Genomic DNA, 17,318 nt, shown 5'->3' with positions numbered 1-17,318 from the left:
AGCGCGGCCTTTGGGCCGGCCCCGGCCGGCCGATGATAATAAAAATTGAAAGGAAGCCTATATGGGTATCACCAGACGCGATTTTCTCAACGGGGTGGCGATCACCATCGCCGCTGGGTTGACGCCGCTGCAAATCTTGCGCGCGTCGCCGCAAACCGCCAATCAAACCCTGTACTACCCGCCGGCGCTGACCGGGCTGCGGGGTAACCATCCGGGCTCGTTCGAGCATGCGCACCAGCTGGGGCGCGACGGCAAAACCTTTGATTTCGGCAGCGTGCCCGCCGTTGAAGAGTTCGATCTGGTGGTGGTGGGCGCCGGCATCAGCGGGCTGGCGGCCGCCTGTTTCTGGCAGCAGCTGAAGGGCGAGCAGCAGCGCATTCTTTTGATCGACAACCACGACGACTTCGGCGGCCACGCCAAGCGCAACGAGTTCAACAGCGACGACGGCATGCTGCTCGGCTACGGCGGCAGCGAATCGCTGCAGTCGCCGCGCTCCAACTTCAGCCCGGTGGCGATGGGGCTGCTGCGCAAGCTCGGCGTCGATATAGACCAACTGGAACAGGCTTTCGACACCACCTTCTACCCGGATTTGAATTTGAGCCGCGGCGTTTACTTCGATCGCAAGAACTTCGGCGTCGACAAGGTGGTGAGCGGCGATCCGGGCCGCACGGTGGCGGACGACATCCCGCGCGATCGCCTCAACGGCCGCTCTTATGAAGCGTTCATCGGCGATTTCCCGCTGCCGGAAAGCGATCGCCAGGCGCTGATCGCGCTGCACACGGTGGAGAAGGATTATCTGCCGGAGATGACGCTGGAGCAGAAGGTCGAATGGCTCGACACCCACAGCTACACCCAGTTCCTGCGCGAGAAGGTTGGGCTGAGCGAGCTGGCGATCCGTTATTTCCAGCAGACCACCAACGATTTCCAGGCGGTGGGCATCGATGGCACCTCGTGCAGCGATGCGCGCATTTGCGATCTGCCGGGCCTGAACGGCATGAGTCTGCCGCCGCTGGACGAAGAGTCGCAGGCAGATCTCGACGATCCTTACGTGTTCCACTTCCCGGACGGCAACGCCACGCTGGCGCGCCTGATGGTGCGCCAGCTGATCCCGGCGGTGGCGCCGGCCGGCAAGGACATGAACGACGTGGTGCTGGCTAAATTCGACTACAGCCAGCTCGATCGGCCGGAATCGCCGGTGAAGCTGCGCTTGAACAGCACCGGGCTGCACGCGGCCAACGTCGGCGACAAGGTGGAAGTCACCTACATGACCGGCGAGAAGATGACCAAAGTGCGCGCCGGGCAGGTGGTGATGGCCGGCTACAACATGATGATCCCGTATCTGGTGCCGGAGATGGCGCACGAGCAGCAGGAGGCGCTGAAGCAGAACGTCAAGGCGCCGCTGGTGTACAGCAAGGTGGTGATCCGCAACTGGCAGCCGTTCATCAAGCTGGGCGTGCACGAGGTCTATTCGCCGGCCGCGCCGTACAGCCGCGTGAAGCTGGATTATCCGGTGAGCATGGGCGGCTATCAGCACCCGCGCGATCCGGATCGGCCGATCGGCCTGCATATGGTGTATGTGCCGACGCTGCCGGGCAGCGGCCTCAGCACGCGCGAACAGTCGCGCAAAGGGCGCGCGCTGCTGCTGGGCACGCCGTTCGAAGTGCACGAGCAGATGATCCGCGAACAGCTGCAGGGCATGCTGGGCGAGGCCGGTTTCGATCATCAGCGCGACATTCAGGCGATCACCGTCAACCGCTGGTCGCACGGTTACTCCTACTTCCTCAACGGGTTGTTTGACGACGAAGACGAAGCCAAGAAAATCATCGAAACGGCGCGGCAGCCGATCGGCAAGATCGCTATCGCCAACTCCGATGCCGACTGGAGCCCGTACGCCAACTCGGCGATCGATCAGGCGTGGCGCGCGGTTAACGAACTGGCCTACGGCAAGGTTGCCGCCAAGGAGGGAGCATGAGTCTGCGTTCACTGTACCTGTTGAGCCTGTTGGCCGCCGGCGGCTCGGCCCAGGCGATGTCGGCCGGGGAATACGTCGCCAAAGCCGGTGACTGCACCGCCTGCCATACCGCGCCGGGCGGCGCCGAATTGGCGGGCGGCATGAGGTTCCCGACGCCGCTCGGGGCTATCTACGCCACCAACATCACGCCGGACAAGCTGCACGGCATCGGCGCTTACTCATTCGAAGAGTTCGATCGCGCCATGCGTCAGGGGATCGCCAAAGACGGTCACCGGCTTTATCCGGCGATGCCGTACACCTCGTACGCCAAAATGAGCACGGAAGACATGCGCGCGCTGTATGACTATCTGATGAACGAGGTGCCGGCGCAGAACGTCGCCAACCGCGACAGCGATATCACTTGGCCGCTGTCGATGCGCTGGCCGCTGGCGGTGTGGAACCAGCTGTTCCACGACGACCAGCCGTATCAGGCCGATCCGCAGCAAAGCGCCGAGTGGAACCGCGGCGCCTACCTGGTGCAGGGCGCGGGCCACTGCGGCAGCTGCCATACGCCGCGCGGTTGGGCGATGCAGGAGAAGGGACTGGACGGCAAGGAACCGGTATTTCTGAGCGGCGCCGAGCTGGACGGTTGGTACGCTTCCAACCTGCGCGGCCTGCCGCCGGAAGAGGTGACGGCGCTGCTGAAAACCGGCCGCAGCCGCCATGCGGCGGTCGCCGGGCCGATGAGCGAGGTGGTGACACACAGTACGCAGTACCTCAGCGCCGGCGATCTGAACGCCATCGCGGTGTACCTGCGCAGCCTGACGCCGGACACCGTCACCGGGGCCGCCTCGAAGGCTGCGCAGGCGGATAACCCGAGCGGCAAGGCGACCTATGCGATGTACTGCTCTACCTGCCACGGCAATAAGGGAGAGGGCACCGACTTCATCATCCCGGCGCTGGCGGGCAACGCCACGGTAACGGCGGACAATCCGCTGACCGCGCTGCGGGTGGTGCTGGAAGGGGCGCATACCCCGATCACGCAGCAGGCGATGGCGCTCGGGATGCCGGCTTACGGCTGGGCGTTGAACGACCGGCAGGCGGCCGACCTGATGAGCTATCTGCGGGGAAGCTGGGGCAACCAGGCGGCGCCGGTAACGGTGCAGCAGGTGCAGGACGCGCGCCAACTGCAGGCGAAATGAAGAGGGAGCGCGGTCTGACGGCCGCGCTCCGCAAGCATTACAGCACCTTATGCGGGCCGAAGCATTCGTAGTGGATGCGTTCGGCCTCTACGCCCATTTCCTGCAGCTGTTTGCCCACGAACTGCATGAAGGCCACCGGGCCGCAGAAGTAATAGTGCATCTGCGGATCGGCCAGGCTGGCGCGCAGCGCGCTCAAATCCATCAATCCGCGGCTGTGGTAGTCGCGGCCTTCCACGTCATCGGCGCCAGGCTCGCGGTACCACACATGGCGGCTAAGATTCGGCATGCGCCCGGCAATATCCGCCACTTCCTCGGCAAAGGCATGCACGCTGCCGTTTTCCGCCGCGTGCAGCCAGTGGACCGGCGCCTGGTGTTGATTGTCGTGCAGGCTGTTGAGCATGCCGAGCATCGGGGTTTGGCCGACGCCGGCGGAGATCAGCGCCACCGGCGTGGTCGGCGCCACGTCGAGGAAGAAGTCGCCGTGCGGCGGGGCGATGTCGATCACGTCGCCTTCCTGCGCCTGCCGGTGCAGGTAGTTGGACACTTTCCCCTGATCTTCACGCTTCACCGCGATGCGGTAGAACTCGCCGTTCGGCGAGGCGGTCAGCGAGTACTGGCGAATTTCCTGATGTTCCAGGCTGTCGTGCTTGATGTAGACCGCCAGGTATTGCCCCGGTTTGAAGTCCGCCACCCGGCCGCCGTCCACCGGCGCCAGCACGAAGCTGCAGATCACGTCGCTCTGCGGCTGTTTCTTCAGGATGCGGAATGCGCGCAGATCGCGCCAGCCGCCGTTGTCGGTTTCGCTCTGCTGATAAATCTGCTCTTCACGCTGGATAAATACGTTGGCCAACACGCCGTAGGCTTTGCCCCAGGCGTCCAACACTTCCTGGCCCGGGCTGAACATTTCGTCCAGCGTCGCCAGCAGGTGGCCGCCGACGATTTGGTACTGCTCCGGCTGAATATTGAAGCTGGTGTGCTTCTGCGCGATGCGCTCCACCGCCGGCAGCAGCGCCGCCAGGTTCTCGATGTTGGCGGCATAGGCGCAGATGGCGTCGAACAGCGCCTGACGCTGATCGCCGTTGCGCTGATTGCTCATGTTGAAAATGTCTTTCAATTCCGGGTTGTGCGCGAACATGCGATCGTAAAAGTGGGCGGTCAGCTTCGGCCCGGTTGCAGCCAGCAGGGGGATGGTGGATTTCACGGTGGCGATGGTTTGGCTATCCAGCATGGGAGCTCTCCTTGGGTTGGGATCTTGACGAGAATCTTAATGATGTATTTTAAATGCATCTTATTGGGTTGCACGCCGCTTGTAAATACCCTTGTTTTCGTTGCGGTGTTCTTCGGGCGTCGATCGCGCTCACAGAACATGAAAAAAGCGCATTGTTCGCATGAGGAAATGTCCGTTGATAAACGGCAGCGTTTCGCGGATCAAAGCCTTGCGCCGCCTTATGCCAATCGTTTGCGTAAAAACCTCTGTCAAGACCTATCTTCGGTAGGGCGAAACGGTTTACACTGTGGCCCAGAACCCAAACGGGTAGTTATTTGGTGATTTTTTAGTTAGCTGATTTAAGTCAGGAGATGCCGGATGTTAAAGCGTGAAATGAACATTGCCGATTACGATGCGGAACTGTGGCGTGCCATGGAGCAGGAAGTGGTGCGTCAGGAAGAGCACATCGAGCTGATCGCGTCTGAGAACTACACCAGCCCGCGCGTGATGCAGGCTCAGGGTTCCCAGCTGACCAACAAATACGCTGAAGGCTATCCGGGCAAGCGTTACTACGGCGGCTGCGAATACGTGGATATCGTTGAGCAGCTGGCTATCGACCGCGCCAAAGAATTGTTCGGCGCCGATTACGCCAACGTGCAGCCGCACTCCGGCTCCCAGGCTAACTTCGCCGTTTACACCGCGCTGCTGCAGCCGGGCGACACCATTCTGGGCATGAACCTGGCGCACGGCGGCCACCTGACCCACGGTTCCCCGGTTAACCTGTCCGGCAAACTGTATAACGTGGTGCCTTACGGCATCGACGACAAAGGTCAAATCGACTATGACGATCTGGCCAAACAGGCGCAAACCCACAAGCCGAAAATGATCATCGGCGGCTTCTCCGCTTACTCCGGCGTGGTTGACTGGGCCAAAATGCGCGAAATCGCCGACAGCATCGGCGCTTATCTGTTCGTCGACATGGCGCACGTGGCCGGCCTGATCGCCGCCGGCGTGTACCCGAACCCGGTACCGCACGCGCACATCGTCACCACCACCACCCACAAAACCCTGGCGGGCCCGCGCGGCGGCCTGATCCTGGCGAAGGGCGGCGACGAAGAGCTGTACAAGAAGCTGAACTCCGCCGTGTTCCCTGGCGGCCAGGGCGGCCCGCTGATGCACGTGATCGCCGGCAAGGCGGTGGCGCTGAAAGAAGCGATGGAGCCTGAGTTCAAGGTTTACCAGCAGCAAGTGGCGGTCAACGCCAAGGCGATGGTGGACGTGTTCCTGCAGCGCGGCTACAAAGTGGTCTCCGGCGGCACACATAACCACCTGTTCCTGCTGGATCTGGTCGACAAAAACCTGACCGGTAAAGAAGCGGACGCCGCCCTGGGCCGTGCCAACATCACCGTCAACAAAAACAGCGTGCCGAACGATCCGAAGAGCCCGTTCGTCACCTCCGGCGTGCGTATCGGCACCCCGGCCGTGACCCGTCGCGGCTTCAAAGAGGCCGACGTGCGCGAACTGGCCGGTTGGATCTGTGATGTGCTGGACAACATCAACGATGAAGCCACCATCGAACGCACCAAGAAGAAAGTGCTGGATATCTGCGCCCGCCTGCCGGTTTACGCCTAATCCCGCTTTTGCCTGAAAAAACCCGCTGCGGCGGGTTTTTTTGTGGCCGCTCGCGGCAAACTGTGAGCTGTCTGGCACTCTAACGCATTGACGTGGAATGAAGATTGCGGGCAGGTGTGAGCTCTGTCAAAGTATTGCCCTCACTCCGGAGGGATCATGGTTCTGCAATCCACGCGTTGGCTCGCGCTCAGTTATTTCACCTACTTCTTTTCCTATGGCATCTTCTTACCGTTCTGGGGCGTGTGGCTGAAAGGCGAGGGCATCGCGCCCGAAACCATCGGCATATTGCTCGGCGCCGGTTTGGTGGCCCGCTTCCTCGGCAGTTTACTGATTGCTCCCCGCGTTAAAGATCCCTCTCATCTGGTTTCCGCGCTGCGCCTGCTGGCGCTGCTGACCCTGGCTTTCGCAGTTGGCTTCTGCTTCGGCAACGGCTGGGGCTGGCTGATGCTGGTGATAGCGGGGTTCAACCTGTTCTTCTCGCCGCTGGTGCCGCTGACCGACGCGCTGGCCGCCACCTGGCAAAAGCAAATCCGCATGGACTACGGCCGGGTGCGGCTGTGGGGCTCGCTGGCGTTCGTCATCGGCTCGGCGCTGACCGGGCAACTGGTGGCGGTGTGGGGCCATAACGCCATTCTCTACAGCCTGATCCTAAGCGTGCTGGCGATGCTGCTGGGCATGCTGCTGAAGCCGAGCGTGATGCCGCAGGGCGAAGCGCGCACGCACGGTGGGGCCGAGCGTTCGCTGTGGGCGCTGTTGAAAGAAGGGCCGGTGTGGCGCTTCCTGTTGTGCGTCACGCTGCTGCAGGGCGCGCACGCCGGTTACTACAGCTTCGGCTCCATTTACTGGCAGGAGGCGGGCTATTCGGCCTCGACCATCGGTTATCTGTGGTCGCTGGGCGTGGTGGCGGAAGTGATTATTTTCGCCAGCAGCAACGTGCTGTTCCGCCGCTGGAATGCGCGCAACCTGCTGCTGCTTTCCGCCTGTTGCGGCGTGTTGCGTTGGAGCCTGATGGCCTACAGCACCGAGCTGGGTTGGCTGCTGCTGATCCAGATCCTGCACTGCGGCACCTTCACCGTCTGCCATCTGGCGGCGATGCGCTTTATCGCCGCGCGCCAGGGGCAAGAGGTGATCCAACTGCAGGCGGTGTATTCGGCGCTGGCGATGGGCGGCGGTATCGCCGTCATGACGGTCATTGCCGGGTTCCTGTTCGAACATTGGCAGGGCGGGGTGTTCTGGGTGATGGCGGCGGTCGCGGTGCCGGCCTTGTTCATCCGGCCGCCGGCGGTCAGCGTCAGCCGGTGATTAAGGGGCTTCCAGCAGCGCGCGGATGGCCTGGCGCTGGCGGTTTTCCAGCGGCAGTTCGGTATAGATCAGCGGCGGGTGCGGAGCGCTGTGCACCGCCGCGTAGGGGGTGATCACCAGCGTGACGCCCTGCGGCGCTCCGCCGCACAGATAGTCGCTCAGCGGCAGATACTTGATGTTCAGCGGCAGCAGCGTGAGCTCGCGGATCTGATATTCCACTTCCTCTTCCAACTGCGGGTTATCCAGCGTCAGCAGCAGCACCTGTTTTTCCTGCAGCGCGTTGTCCTGCATCAGCCAGGCGCCGAAGCTGATGGCCACCAGGCCCGCCTCTTCGTTGGAAAAATGCACGCCGTACTCCTGCTCCAGCGGTTTCAACGCTTCCTGCGTGGTGCGCATCAGCCGCGGGTATTTGCGCACCACTTCTTCCAGCAGCATATTGTCGATGCCGATGGCGAAACGGCAGCGCTCCAGCGCCGGCGCCAGATGGGCGAACAGCTGGCTGACCAGCTCCGCTTTGCTGCTGAAAGCCATGCCGGACAGCTGCTGGAATCGCTCGACCATGCTGTCGATCGCCGTCATCAACCGCTGCTCATGCGCCGAGTCGTTGCTGTGGTAGCTGTGGCTTTTCAACAGGGTGAAGGTCAGCGCCAGGAAATCGCGCTCGTCCGCGTGCAGCGGCTGGTTAAACAGCCGGTTGCAGGTCTGATGCAGCCAGGCGGCGGCTTGCTGCTCCGGTTTTTGCCGCAGCCAGTCGCGCTGAACGGCGTCGAAACGCGGGTGTTGCTGCAGGCGGTTTTGCCAGGCGCAGTAGAGCAGATAATGCTGCAGGAATTGGCGGTCGCGCGCGTCAAAGTGACGATTGAGCAGCGGCTCGCAGGCGTCGAGCGCCTGGGCCAACAGCGATATCGACTCGGCATCGGCCGCCAGCGCTTGCCGCAGGCGCGGGGCGAAATCGTCTTCGACGAACCGCGGGCTGCAGCGCAGGGTACGCCTTAGCCAATGGAGCAGGCACAGGCGTTGGTTGAGCGCGCTGCCCCTCAATCGGTAGCCATGGTCGGGATCGACGGCGATCTCCAGATGGTGGAAACGCTGGATTTCACTGGCCACCTCGGCTATATCTTGCCGGGTTATCGGGGGGGCGACGCCATTGATTCGGCTGAGGGTCTCCAGCTGTAACTCGGGCTCCGGCGTGTACAGCATCAGCAGCAGATGGCAGCGCCGTTGTTGTCCGGAGAGCTCAGGCACGGGAGAGGTGTCCAGGCTCATATCACCTTCCGGCATAAAAGGTTGCGATTATGCCTAAGCATAGCAAAAGGCTTTGTGCCGGCAGGGTTAACGCGCGGCTTTTACTTCGGCTTACAACTTTCGTCACAAATATCGCCGGCAGAGGCGGGCCGTTCGACATTTATTTGTGTTACGTTATAACAAATATAGGTAAAGCAGGATAATGATGAAGTTACGTCGACTTTTGGCTGCCTTTGGCGCCGTGTTCAGCGCCGGTGCGATCGCTCATCCGCACAGCTTTATCGATATGAACACTACCTTCGTCGCCAAGGACCAGCGGTTGGTCGGCCTGAAAATGATGTGGGTGATGGATGAAATCACCTCGGCGGATCTGCTCTACGATGCGAAAAACGCCAAGAGCGATTCGGAAGTGTGGAAAAAGCTGGCGGCGGAAGTGATGGCCAACGTGCTGGGGCAGCACTATTTCACCGACCTTTACCGCGGCGGTAAACCGGTGAAATACCTGAACTTGCCCAGCGAATATCACCTGTCGCGCCAGGGCAACCAGGCGGTGCTGGAGTTCGTGCTGCCGTTGGCCGAGCCGCAGCCGCTGGCGGGCAAGCCGTTCGAGCTTTCTACTTACGATCCGACTTATTTCGTGGATATGACCTATAAAGACCAAAATGCGCTGCATTTGCCGCCGGAGATGGCGCAGCAGTGCAGCTACAAGCTGATGACGCCGAAGCCGAATGCGTCGCTGCAGGCCTATGCGCTGTCGCTCGACAAGAACGACTCGCCCGGTGAAGACCTGGCGCTGGGGCAGCAGTTCGCCCAGCGGGTGACGCTGCAATGTCGCTGAATCTCTCGCAACCGACGATAAACCGGCGCCACTGGGCTTTCGGCCTGTGGCCGCTGCTGCCGTTCACGCTGGCGCTGGCGGCCGCCGCGCTGCTGGCGTGGCACTATTGGCCGCAGCTGCTGATGCAGAGCGTGGTATGGCAAAAAGCGCTGCACCAGCAGATGGCGGGGTTGTTGCAGCAGGTGAAGGCCGCGCCGCAGCAGGCAGGGTTGGCGCTGGTGCTGTTCAGCCTCGGCTATGGCGTTTTGCATGCGCTCGGCCCCGGCCACGGCAAAGTGGTGATCGCCACCTATCTGGCCACTCACCCGGCGCGGCTGAAAAGCAGCCTGAAGCTGACCTTTGCCGCTTCGCTGGTGCAGGGCGGGGTGGCGATCGCGCTGGTCACGCTGATGCTGGTGGTATTGCAGCTCTCTTCGCGCCAGCTGCACCAAAGCAGCTTCTGGCTGGAGAAGGGCAGCTTTATTCTGGTGATGTTGCTTGGCGTGTTGCTGAGTTGGCGCGCGCTGAAACGTCTGTTTGCGGCGATCAAGGCGATGCGCCCGGCGCCGGCGCTGCGCATCAACAGCCTGACGCCGCTGGCGGCGGAGCATGTGCACAGCGCCGATTGCGGCTGCGGCCACCGGCATCTGCCGAGCGACAGCGAGCTGCAGGCGGGAAGCGATTGGCGCACCCAGACCGCCATCGTGCTGGCGATGGGCATTCGTCCCTGTTCGGGGGCGATTTTGGTGCTGCTGTTTTCCAAGGTGATCGGCGTGTTTGGCTGGGGAGTGATCTCCGCGCTGGCGATGGCGTTCGGCACCTCGTTGACCATCTCCATGCTGGCGCTGCTGGTGCATTACAGCCGCCGGCTGGCGGTGCGCCTCAGCCGTTCGCGCGCGCCCGCCGCCTGGAGCGCGGTGGCCTGGGGGGCGTTGGCGCTGGCCGGGGGGCTGATCCTGTTGGCCGCCGGGCTGTTGCTGTACGTCAGCGCGCAGCCGGAATTCGGCGGCGGTATCCGCCCCTTCTCCCGCTGACTGGCATAAAAAAAGCGCTGCATCGGCAGCGCTTTTTTTTCGATTCGCTTCTGGCGATTAACGCTTCAGCGCTTCGCTCAGTTCTTCACGCATGGTGGCCAGCATGGCTTTCACCACGCGCGGGTTGCCTGCGACCACGTTGCCGGAGCTGAAGTGGTTGTGGCCGCCGACGAAGTCGGTGACCAGGCCGCCGGATTCACGCACCAGCAGTTCGCCCGCAGCGAAGTCCCACGGCTTCAGGCCGATTTCGAAGAAACCGTCTACGCGGCCGGCGGCCACATAGGCCAGATCCAGCGCAGCGGAACCGGTGCGGCGGAAGTCCGCGCACTGGGTGAACAGCTTGCCGACGATGTTGATGTAAGGCGTTGCGTGCTGTTTGACTTTGAACGGGAAGCCGGTCGCCAGGATGGTGCCATCCAGATCTTTGGCGTTGGTGCCGCGCAGACGGTAACCGTTGAGCTGGGCGCCCTGACCGCGCGTGGCGGTGAACAGTTCGTTGCGCATCGGATCGTAAACCACGGCCACTTCAGTGCGGCCTTTGATGCGTACGGCGATGGAAACGGAGAAATGAGGGAAACGTTTGATGAAGTTTGCAGTGCCATCCAGTGGATCGATCACCCATTGCACATCGCGATCTTCGCCGATCAGCTCACCGCGTTCTTCGCTCACGATACTGTGTTGCGGATAAGACTTGCGGATGACGTCGATGATCAGATGCTCTGCATCGCGATCGACGTTGGTGACGAAGTCATTGGTCCCTTTCTGGCTCGCTTCTACAGCGTCCGGGGTTTCGTAGTTTTTGGCAATCAGGTTACCGGCCTTGCGCGCAGCGCGCACGGCGATAGTCAGCATCGGATGCATGGGTATCTTCCAACTAGGATGTTAAAGAACAGGAAACGGCGCGAAGTATAGCAGCTGTTCGGCAAATTGCCTACGGCTGTGTTAAGATGCTGCGATTTTCCGCCACGCTCAGAGTTTGTATGCTGCACAATATCCGCATTGTTCTGGTAGAGACTTCACATACCGGCAACATGGGCTCGACCGCCAGAGCCATGAAAACCATGGGGTTAACCAACCTTTATCTGGTTAATCCGCTGATCAAACCCGATTCTCAGGCCATCGCCCTGGCCGCCGGCGCCAGCGACGTGATCGGCAACGCCACCATCGTCGATACCCTCGATGACGCCATCGCCGGCTGTAGCCTGGTGGTGGGCACCAGCGCGCGCTCTCGCACCCTGCCGTGGCCGATGCTGGAGCCGCGCGAATGCGGCGTGCGCGCGGTGCACGAGGGCGAGCACGCGCCGGTGGCGCTGGTGTTCGGCCGTGAACGCGTCGGGCTGACCAACGATGAATTGCAGAAGTGCCACTACCACGTCGCCATTCCGGCCAACCCGGACTACAGCTCGCTGAACCTGGCGATGGCGGTGCAGATCCTGGCGTACGAAGTGCGCGTGGCTTACCTCGATCGCCAACAGGCGGGCGCGCCGCAGCTGGAAGAGACGCCGTATCCGCTGGTGGACGACCTCGAGCGTTTCTATCAGCACCTGGAGCAGACGCTGCAGCGTACCGGCTTCATTCGCCCGTCCCATCCGGGCCAGGTGATGAGCCGCCTGCGTCGGCTGTTCACCCGCGCGCGCCCGGAAGGGCAGGAGCTGAATATCCTGCGCGGCATGCTGACTTCGATCGAGAAACAGGATAAACATCAAGGTAATTAATTGATGCGGCATAACGGTGGGCGACAATAGTATTAGTTATCCAAAGGTTATAACATGTATTTTATATACCTTTGCTCTTGCTAAGTTCAAAACGTGCTAATACTTGAGTTAATTACTAGGTTAAATAGTTGACTGTTTTACTCAGGAATGTCAGACTTTCGGCCATATTTGACCAACAGGTAACCATTGAGCTATGAGACTGACATCCAAAGGCCGTTATGCCGTAACCGCTATGCTCGACGTAGCGCTGCATTCCCAGGAAGGGCCGGTGCCACTGGCGGACATTTCCGAACGCCAGGGTATTTCGCTCTCTTATCTGGAACAATTATTCTCCCGTCTGCGCAAGAATGGCCTGGTGGCCAGCGTGCGCGGTCCGGGCGGTGGTTATCTGCTGGGTAAAGACGCGGGTGAGATCGCCGTTGGCGCTGTCATCACTGCCGTCGATGAATCGGTAGATGCAACCCGTTGCCAGGGCAAAGAAGGCTGTCAGGGCGGCGATCGCTGCTTGACCCACGCCCTGTGGCGCGATCTGAGCGAGCGCATCAGCGGGTTCCTGAACAACATTACGCTGGCTGAACTGGTCAACAACCAGGAAGTGCTGGTGGTGGCGGATCGTCAAAACAACGATACGCGCCGCACGGCCAACGGTCGTCCGCAAGAAACTATCAACGTTAATCTGCGCGCATAAGCAGCTGGCGAAATTATTTTAGTTTTTGGAAGTGATGTACGGAGCACAAGAGCAATGAAATTACCGATTTATCTGGATTACTCAGCAACGACGCCGGTTGATCCGCGCGTTGCTGAGAAGATGATGCAGTTTTTGACCCTGGACGGCACTTTCGGCAACCCGGCTTCCCGTTCCCACCGTTTCGGTTGGCAGGCGGAAGAGGCGGTAGACATCGCCCGTAACCAAATCGCCGAACTGGTGGGCGCCGATCCGCGCGAAATCGTCTTCACCTCCGGGGCGACCGAATCCGACAACCTGGCGATCAAAGGCGCTGCCAATTTCTACCAGAAAAAAGGCAAGCACATCATCACCAGCAAAACCGAACATAAAGCCGTGCTCGACACCTGCCGTCAGCTGGAGCGCGAAGGGTTTGAAGTCACCTACCTGGCGCCGCAGAGCAACGGCATCATCAGCCTGCAGGATCTCGAAGCGGCGATGCGCGATGACACCATCCTGGTCTCCATCATGCACGTCAACAACGAAATCGGCGTGGTGCAGGATATCGACGCGATCGGCGAAATGTGCCGTGCGCGCGGTATCATCTACCACGTTGACGCCACCCAGAGCGTGGGCAAACTGCCTATCGATCTGAGCAAGCTGAAAGTCGACCTGATGTCGTTCTCCGGCCACAAAATCTATGGCCCGAAAGGCATCGGCGCGCTGTACGTGCGTCGCAAGCCGCGCATCCGCATCGAAGCGCAGGTACACGGCGGCGGTCACGAGCGCGGCATGCGTTCCGGCACCCTGCCTGTCCACCAGATCGTCGGCATGGGCGAAGCTTATCGCATCGCCAAAGAAGAGATGACCGAAGAGATGGCGCGTCTGCGCACTCTGCGCGATCGTCTGTGGAACGGCGTGAAAGATATGGAAGAAGTGTATCTGAACGGCGATCTGGAGCACGGCGCACCGAACATCCTGAACGTCAGCTTCAACTACGTTGAAGGCGAGTCGCTGATCATGGCGCTGAAAGACCTGGCCGTTTCTTCCGGTTCAGCCTGTACCTCCGCCAGCCTCGAGCCGTCCTACGTGCTGCGCGCGCTGGGCATGAGCGATGAATTGGCGCACAGCTCGATCCGTTTCTCCCTGGGGCGTTTCACCACGGAAGAAGAGATCGACTACACCATTCAACTGGTGCGTAAATCCATCGGCCGTCTGCGCGATCTGTCCCCGCTGTGGGAGATGTTCAAGCAGGGCGTGGACATCAACAGCATCGAATGGGCGCATCATTAATTCTCAGGTTTCAGGAGCAAGGTCATGGCTTACAGCGAAAAAGTAATCGATCATTATGAAAACCCGCGCAACGTGGGTTCTTTCGACAACGAAGATCCTACCGTCGGCAGCGGCATGGTAGGGGCGCCGGCTTGCGGCGACGTGATGAAGCTGCAAATCAAGGTTAACGATGAAGGCATCATCGAAGACGCGCGCTTTAAAACTTACGGCTGCGGTTCCGCCATCGCCTCCAGCTCGCTGGTGACCGAATGGATGAAAGGCAAGTCGCTCGATCAGGCTGAAGCGATCAAAAACACCCAGATCGCCGAAGAGCTGGAATTGCCGCCGGTCAAAATTCACTGCTCGATCCTGGCTGAAGACGCCATCAAAGCAGCGATTGCCGACTATAAGAGCAAGCATAGCGCCAAGTAATTTGTCTGAGTCGGCCCGGCCGCGCCGGGCTTTGATGTGAAGTGTGAGGTTGTGATGTCTATTACCATGAGCGACAGCGCTGCGCAGCGTGTTCAGGCGTTTTTGACGAACCGCGGCAAAGGTCTCGGCCTGCGTCTGGGAGTGCGAACTTCCGGCTGCTCCGGGATGGCGTACGTGCTGGAATTTGTTGACGAAGCCAACGATGACGACATCGTGTTTGAAGACAAAGGCATCAAGGTGATCATCGACGGCAAGAGCCTGGTCTACCTTGACGGCACCGAGCTTGATTTCGTTAAGGAAGGCCTGAACGAAGGCTTCAAGTTCAACAACCCGAACGTCTCAAGCGAGTGCGGCTGCGGCGAGAGTTTCAACGTCTGACAGTCCATCGTGCTCCCCCGTTTCGGCGGGGGAACTTCATCCGCTAACGCCCAGAGCACGCTATGGATTACTTTACTTTATTCGGGCTGCCAGTTCGCTACACCGTGGACGGCAGCCTGCTTGCGTCCCGCTTCCAGGATCTGCAGCGCCAATTCCACCCCGATCGTTTCGCCAACCAGCCGGAGCGCGAACGCCTGATGGCGTTGCAGCAGGCGGCGACCATCAACGAAGCCTACCAGGCGCTGAAGCACCCGTTAAAACGCGCGGAGTATATGCTATCGTTGCACGGCTTCGATCTGGGCAACGAACAGCATACGATGCGCGACACCGCGTTCCTGATGGAACAGCTGGAACTGCGCGAAGAGCTCGACGCCATTGAGCGCAAGCCGGAGGCGGAAAGCCTGCTGGCCGATTTCGGCGCGCGGCTGGCCGCTTCGGTCAAACAGCGCAGCGCGCTGATGCTGCAGCAGTTGGACAGTGAGCAGTGGGCGGACGCCGCCGACACCGTGCGCAAGCTGCGCTTCTTGGACAAACTCCAGCAACAGGTTGAACAACTCGAAGAAAAACTGCTGGGTTTTGAGTAACACCTTCTGATTCTGATTGTGGAAGCTTCAACATGGCCTTATTACAAATTAGTGAGCCTGGCCTCAGCGCCGCGCCGCACCAGCGACGTCTGGCCGCCGGCATCGACTTGGGCACCACCAACTCGCTGGTCGCCACGGTGCGCAGCGGGCAAGCGGAAACGCTGGCCGACGAACAGGGTCGCCATTTGCTGCCTTCGGTAGTGCATTATCAGGCGGACGCGCAGCGCGTCGGCTGGGAGGCGCGCCAACAGGCGGCGCAGGATCCGGCCAATACCGTCAGCTCCATCAAACGCATGATGGGCCGCTCGTTGGCGGACGTGCAGCAACGTTACCCGAACCTGCCGTACCAATTCCAGGCCAGCGACAACGGCCTGCCGCTGATCGTCACCGCCGCCGGCGCGGTTAACCCGGTCGGCGTTTCCGCCGATATCCTGCGGGCCCTGTCCGCGCGCGCGCAAGCGGCGCTGGAAGGCGAGCTGGACGGCGTGGTGATCACCGTTCCCGCTTACTTTGACGACGCGCAGCGCCAGGGCACCAAAGACGCGGCGCGTCTGGCCGGCCTGCACGTCCTGCGTCTGCTGAACGAACCGACCGCGGCCGCGATCGCCTACGGGCTGGATTCCGGCCAGGAAGGGGTGATCGCGGTTTACGATCTGGGCGGCGGCACCTTTGATATCTCCATTCTGCGTCTCAGCCGCGGCGTGTTCGAAGTGCTGGCCACTGGCGGCGATTCCGCGCTGGGCGGCGACGACTTCGATCACCTGTTGGCCGACTGGCTGCGCGAACAGGCCGGCGTGGCCGATCGCAGCGACCACGGCGTGCAGCGCCAACTGCTGGATGCCGCCATCGCCGCCAAAATCGCGTTGAGCGATGCCGACAGCGTGCGCGTCGAGGTGGCCGGCTGGCAGGGCGAGGTGACCCGCGCCCAGTTTGAAGCGCTGATCGCTCCGCTGGTGAAGCGCACGCTGATGGCCTGCCGCCGCGCGCTGAAAGACGCCGGCGTCGCCGCCGACGAGGTGCTGGAAGTGGTGATGGTCGGCGGCTCCACCCGCGTGCCGTTGGTGCGTGAGCAAGTGGGCGCCTTCTTCGGCCGTACGCCGCTGACGGCGATCGATCCGGATAAAGTGGTCGCCATCGGCGCCGCGATCCAGGCCGACATTCTGGTGGGCAACAAGCCGGACAGCGACATGCTGCTGCTGGACGTGATCCCGCTGTCGCTGGGCCTCGAAACCATGGGCGGCCTGGTGGAGAAAGTGATCCCGCGCAACACCACCATTCCGGTGGCGCGCGCGCAGGAGTTCACCACCTTTAAAGACGGCCAGAGCGCGATGATGATCCACGTGCTGCAGGGTGAGCGCGAGCTGGTGCAGGATTGCCGTTCGCTGGCGCGCTTCACGCTGCGCGGCCTGCCGCCATTGCCTGCCGGGGGCGCGCACATTCGCGTCACCTTCCAGGTGGATGCGGACGGCCTGCTGAGCGTCACCGCGATGGAGAAATCCACCGGCGTGGAAGCCTCTATTCAGGTCAAGCCGTCGTACGGCCTGTCGGACAGCGAAATCGCCGGCATGATCAAGGATTCGATGGCCAACGCGCAAAACGACGTGGGCGCGCGCAAGCTGGCGGAGCAACGCGTGGAAGCCGCGCGGGTGCTGGAAAGCCTGCAGGGCGCGCTGGCCACCGACGCCGCGCTGCTGAGCGAGGCGGAAAGCCAGGCGATCGCCGCCGCGACCCAGGCGTTGCAGCAGGCGGCGCAGGGTGAAGACCCCGCCGCTATCGAAGACGCCATCAAAACATTAGATGCACAAACGCAAGATTTTGCCGCGCGCCGCATGGACGCTTCCATTCGCCGCGCGCTGGCTGGCCATTCTGTGGATGAGGTTTAA

The 17,318-nt window shown here is 61.4% G+C and carries 16 protein-coding genes; 13 read left to right on the top strand and 3 right to left on the bottom strand.

Translation table 11 applies throughout. From position 1 onward, the window contains the following. The first annotated feature begins 61 nt into the window (after window positions 1–61). Both IMX17_RS21460 and IMX17_RS21455 read left to right on the top strand, forming a co-directional pair. Window positions 62–1,972, top strand: a complete 1,911-nt coding sequence (locus IMX17_RS21460) for an FAD/NAD(P)-binding protein (RefSeq protein ID WP_193550209.1) — start codon at window positions 62–64, stop codon at window positions 1,970–1,972. Then, on the top strand, window positions 1,969–3,153 hold the full coding sequence (locus IMX17_RS21455; protein WP_193550208.1) for a cytochrome c: 1,185 nt from the start codon (window positions 1,969–1,971) through the stop codon (window positions 3,151–3,153). The genes IMX17_RS21460 and IMX17_RS21455 overlap by 4 nt, the downstream gene beginning before the upstream one ends. Before the next feature lie 37 nt (window positions 3,154–3,190). On the opposite strand, the gene hmpA is transcribed toward IMX17_RS21455, so the two are convergent. Continuing rightward, window positions 3,191–4,381, bottom strand: a complete 1,191-nt coding sequence (gene hmpA, locus IMX17_RS21450) for an NO-inducible flavohemoprotein (protein WP_193550207.1) — start codon at window positions 4,379–4,381, stop codon at window positions 3,191–3,193. A 357-nt stretch (window positions 4,382–4,738) separates the two neighbouring features. Here hmpA and glyA point away from each other — a divergent pair, with 357 nt between their 5' ends. Then, entirely contained in the window at window positions 4,739–5,992 is a 1,254-nt protein-coding gene (gene glyA / locus IMX17_RS21445; protein WP_025303922.1) for a serine hydroxymethyltransferase, read from the top strand. Window positions 5,993–6,148: 156 nt separating this feature from the next. Then, window positions 6,149–7,294 carry a 3-phenylpropionate MFS transporter gene (locus IMX17_RS21440; RefSeq protein WP_046897760.1) on the top strand — a complete coding sequence of 382 codons (1,146 nt, stop codon included), beginning with the start codon at window positions 6,149–6,151 and terminating at the stop codon, window positions 7,292–7,294. On the opposite strand, the gene csiE is transcribed toward IMX17_RS21440, so the two are convergent. Then, window positions 7,295–8,560, bottom strand: coding sequence for a stationary phase inducible protein CsiE (gene csiE, locus IMX17_RS21435; RefSeq protein WP_046897759.1), 1,266 nt, complete (start codon window positions 8,558–8,560; stop codon window positions 7,295–7,297). Between the two features lie 181 nt (window positions 8,561–8,741). Here csiE and IMX17_RS21430 point away from each other — a divergent pair, with 181 nt between their 5' ends. After that, complete coding sequence (locus IMX17_RS21430) at window positions 8,742–9,377, top strand: DUF1007 family protein (RefSeq protein WP_193550206.1); 636 nt, start codon at window positions 8,742–8,744, stop codon at window positions 9,375–9,377. Then, window positions 9,368–10,390: a nickel/cobalt transporter gene (locus IMX17_RS21425; RefSeq protein WP_193550205.1), complete on the top strand. Its 1,023-nt coding sequence runs from the start codon at window positions 9,368–9,370 to the stop codon at window positions 10,388–10,390. Before IMX17_RS21430 ends, IMX17_RS21425 begins: the two co-directional genes overlap by 10 nt. 57 nt (window positions 10,391–10,447) lie before the next feature. Here IMX17_RS21425 and suhB read toward each other — a convergent pair whose 3' ends face one another. Further along, window positions 10,448–11,251 (bottom strand): inositol-1-monophosphatase, encoded by an 804-nt coding sequence (gene suhB / locus IMX17_RS21420; RefSeq protein WP_033644096.1) that lies wholly within the window; start codon window positions 11,249–11,251, stop codon window positions 10,448–10,450. A gap of 119 nt (window positions 11,252–11,370) precedes the next feature. On the opposite strand from suhB, the gene trmJ reads away from it, so the two are divergent. The 7 genes from trmJ (at window position 11,371) to hscA (ending at window position 17,318) form a co-directional block, all read left to right on the top strand. Beyond that, on the top strand, window positions 11,371–12,105 hold the full coding sequence (gene trmJ / locus IMX17_RS21415; protein ID WP_025303916.1) for a tRNA (cytosine(32)/uridine(32)-2'-O)-methyltransferase TrmJ: 735 nt from the start codon (window positions 11,371–11,373) through the stop codon (window positions 12,103–12,105). 193 nt (window positions 12,106–12,298) lie between these two features. Next, window positions 12,299–12,793 (top strand): Fe-S cluster assembly transcriptional regulator IscR, encoded by a 495-nt coding sequence (gene iscR / locus IMX17_RS21410; RefSeq protein WP_004941404.1) that lies wholly within the window; start codon window positions 12,299–12,301, stop codon window positions 12,791–12,793. Between the two features lie 54 nt (window positions 12,794–12,847). Then, a complete protein-coding gene (gene iscS, locus IMX17_RS21405) occupies window positions 12,848–14,062 on the top strand; it encodes a cysteine desulfurase (protein ID WP_046897756.1) in 1,215 nt (404 codons plus the stop codon). Between the two features lie 24 nt (window positions 14,063–14,086). Then, window positions 14,087–14,473, top strand: a complete 387-nt coding sequence (gene iscU / locus IMX17_RS21400) for a Fe-S cluster assembly scaffold IscU (RefSeq protein ID WP_004941408.1) — start codon at window positions 14,087–14,089, stop codon at window positions 14,471–14,473. Window positions 14,474–14,527: 54 nt separating this feature from the next. Continuing rightward, the gene (iscA, locus tag IMX17_RS21395) at window positions 14,528–14,851 is read left to right on the top strand and encodes an iron-sulfur cluster assembly protein IscA (protein ID WP_004941410.1); all 324 of its coding nucleotides are present in this window, start codon (window positions 14,528–14,530) and stop codon (window positions 14,849–14,851) included. A gap of 62 nt (window positions 14,852–14,913) precedes the next feature. Further along, complete coding sequence (gene hscB / locus IMX17_RS21390; RefSeq protein WP_033644094.1) at window positions 14,914–15,435, top strand: co-chaperone HscB; 522 nt, start codon at window positions 14,914–14,916, stop codon at window positions 15,433–15,435. A 32-nt stretch (window positions 15,436–15,467) separates the two neighbouring features. After that, window positions 15,468–17,318, top strand: coding sequence for a Fe-S protein assembly chaperone HscA (hscA, locus tag IMX17_RS21385; protein WP_193550204.1), 1,851 nt, complete (start codon window positions 15,468–15,470; stop codon window positions 17,316–17,318).

It is taken from the genome of Serratia sp. X3 (genome assembly GCF_014982455.1).
Taxonomy (GTDB): Bacteria; Pseudomonadota; Gammaproteobacteria; order Enterobacterales; family Enterobacteriaceae; genus Serratia; species Serratia ureilytica.
Note: the sequence above shows the minus strand (reverse complement) of the source record. Positions and strands in the feature narration are given on the sequence as shown.

What these genes read in the sequence shown, in the direction of transcription:
- IMX17_RS21460 (WP_193550209.1), top strand. Translation starts at nt 62, where the DNA reads ATGGGTATCACCAGACGCGATTTTCTCAACGGGGTGGCGATCACCATC.
- IMX17_RS21455 (WP_193550208.1), top strand. Translation starts at nt 1,969, where the DNA reads ATGAGTCTGCGTTCACTGTACCTGTTGAGCCTGTTGGCCGCCGGCGGC.
- hmpA (WP_193550207.1), bottom strand. Translation starts at nt 4,381, where the DNA reads ATGCTGGATAGCCAAACCATCGCCACCGTGAAATCCACCATCCCCCTG.
- glyA (WP_025303922.1), top strand. Translation starts at nt 4,739, where the DNA reads ATGTTAAAGCGTGAAATGAACATTGCCGATTACGATGCGGAACTGTGG.
- IMX17_RS21440 (WP_046897760.1), top strand. Translation starts at nt 6,149, where the DNA reads ATGGTTCTGCAATCCACGCGTTGGCTCGCGCTCAGTTATTTCACCTAC.
- csiE (WP_046897759.1), bottom strand. Translation starts at nt 8,560, where the DNA reads ATGAGCCTGGACACCTCTCCCGTGCCTGAGCTCTCCGGACAACAACGG.
- IMX17_RS21430 (WP_193550206.1), top strand. Translation starts at nt 8,742, where the DNA reads ATGATGAAGTTACGTCGACTTTTGGCTGCCTTTGGCGCCGTGTTCAGC.
- IMX17_RS21425 (WP_193550205.1), top strand. Translation starts at nt 9,368, where the DNA reads ATGTCGCTGAATCTCTCGCAACCGACGATAAACCGGCGCCACTGGGCT.
- suhB (WP_033644096.1), bottom strand. Translation starts at nt 11,251, where the DNA reads ATGCATCCGATGCTGACTATCGCCGTGCGCGCTGCGCGCAAGGCCGGT.
- trmJ (WP_025303916.1), top strand. Translation starts at nt 11,371, where the DNA reads ATGCTGCACAATATCCGCATTGTTCTGGTAGAGACTTCACATACCGGC.
- iscR (WP_004941404.1), top strand. Translation starts at nt 12,299, where the DNA reads ATGAGACTGACATCCAAAGGCCGTTATGCCGTAACCGCTATGCTCGAC.
- iscS (WP_046897756.1), top strand. Translation starts at nt 12,848, where the DNA reads ATGAAATTACCGATTTATCTGGATTACTCAGCAACGACGCCGGTTGAT.
- iscU (WP_004941408.1), top strand. Translation starts at nt 14,087, where the DNA reads ATGGCTTACAGCGAAAAAGTAATCGATCATTATGAAAACCCGCGCAAC.
- iscA (WP_004941410.1), top strand. Translation starts at nt 14,528, where the DNA reads ATGTCTATTACCATGAGCGACAGCGCTGCGCAGCGTGTTCAGGCGTTT.
- hscB (WP_033644094.1), top strand. Translation starts at nt 14,914, where the DNA reads ATGGATTACTTTACTTTATTCGGGCTGCCAGTTCGCTACACCGTGGAC.
- hscA (WP_193550204.1), top strand. Translation starts at nt 15,468, where the DNA reads ATGGCCTTATTACAAATTAGTGAGCCTGGCCTCAGCGCCGCGCCGCAC.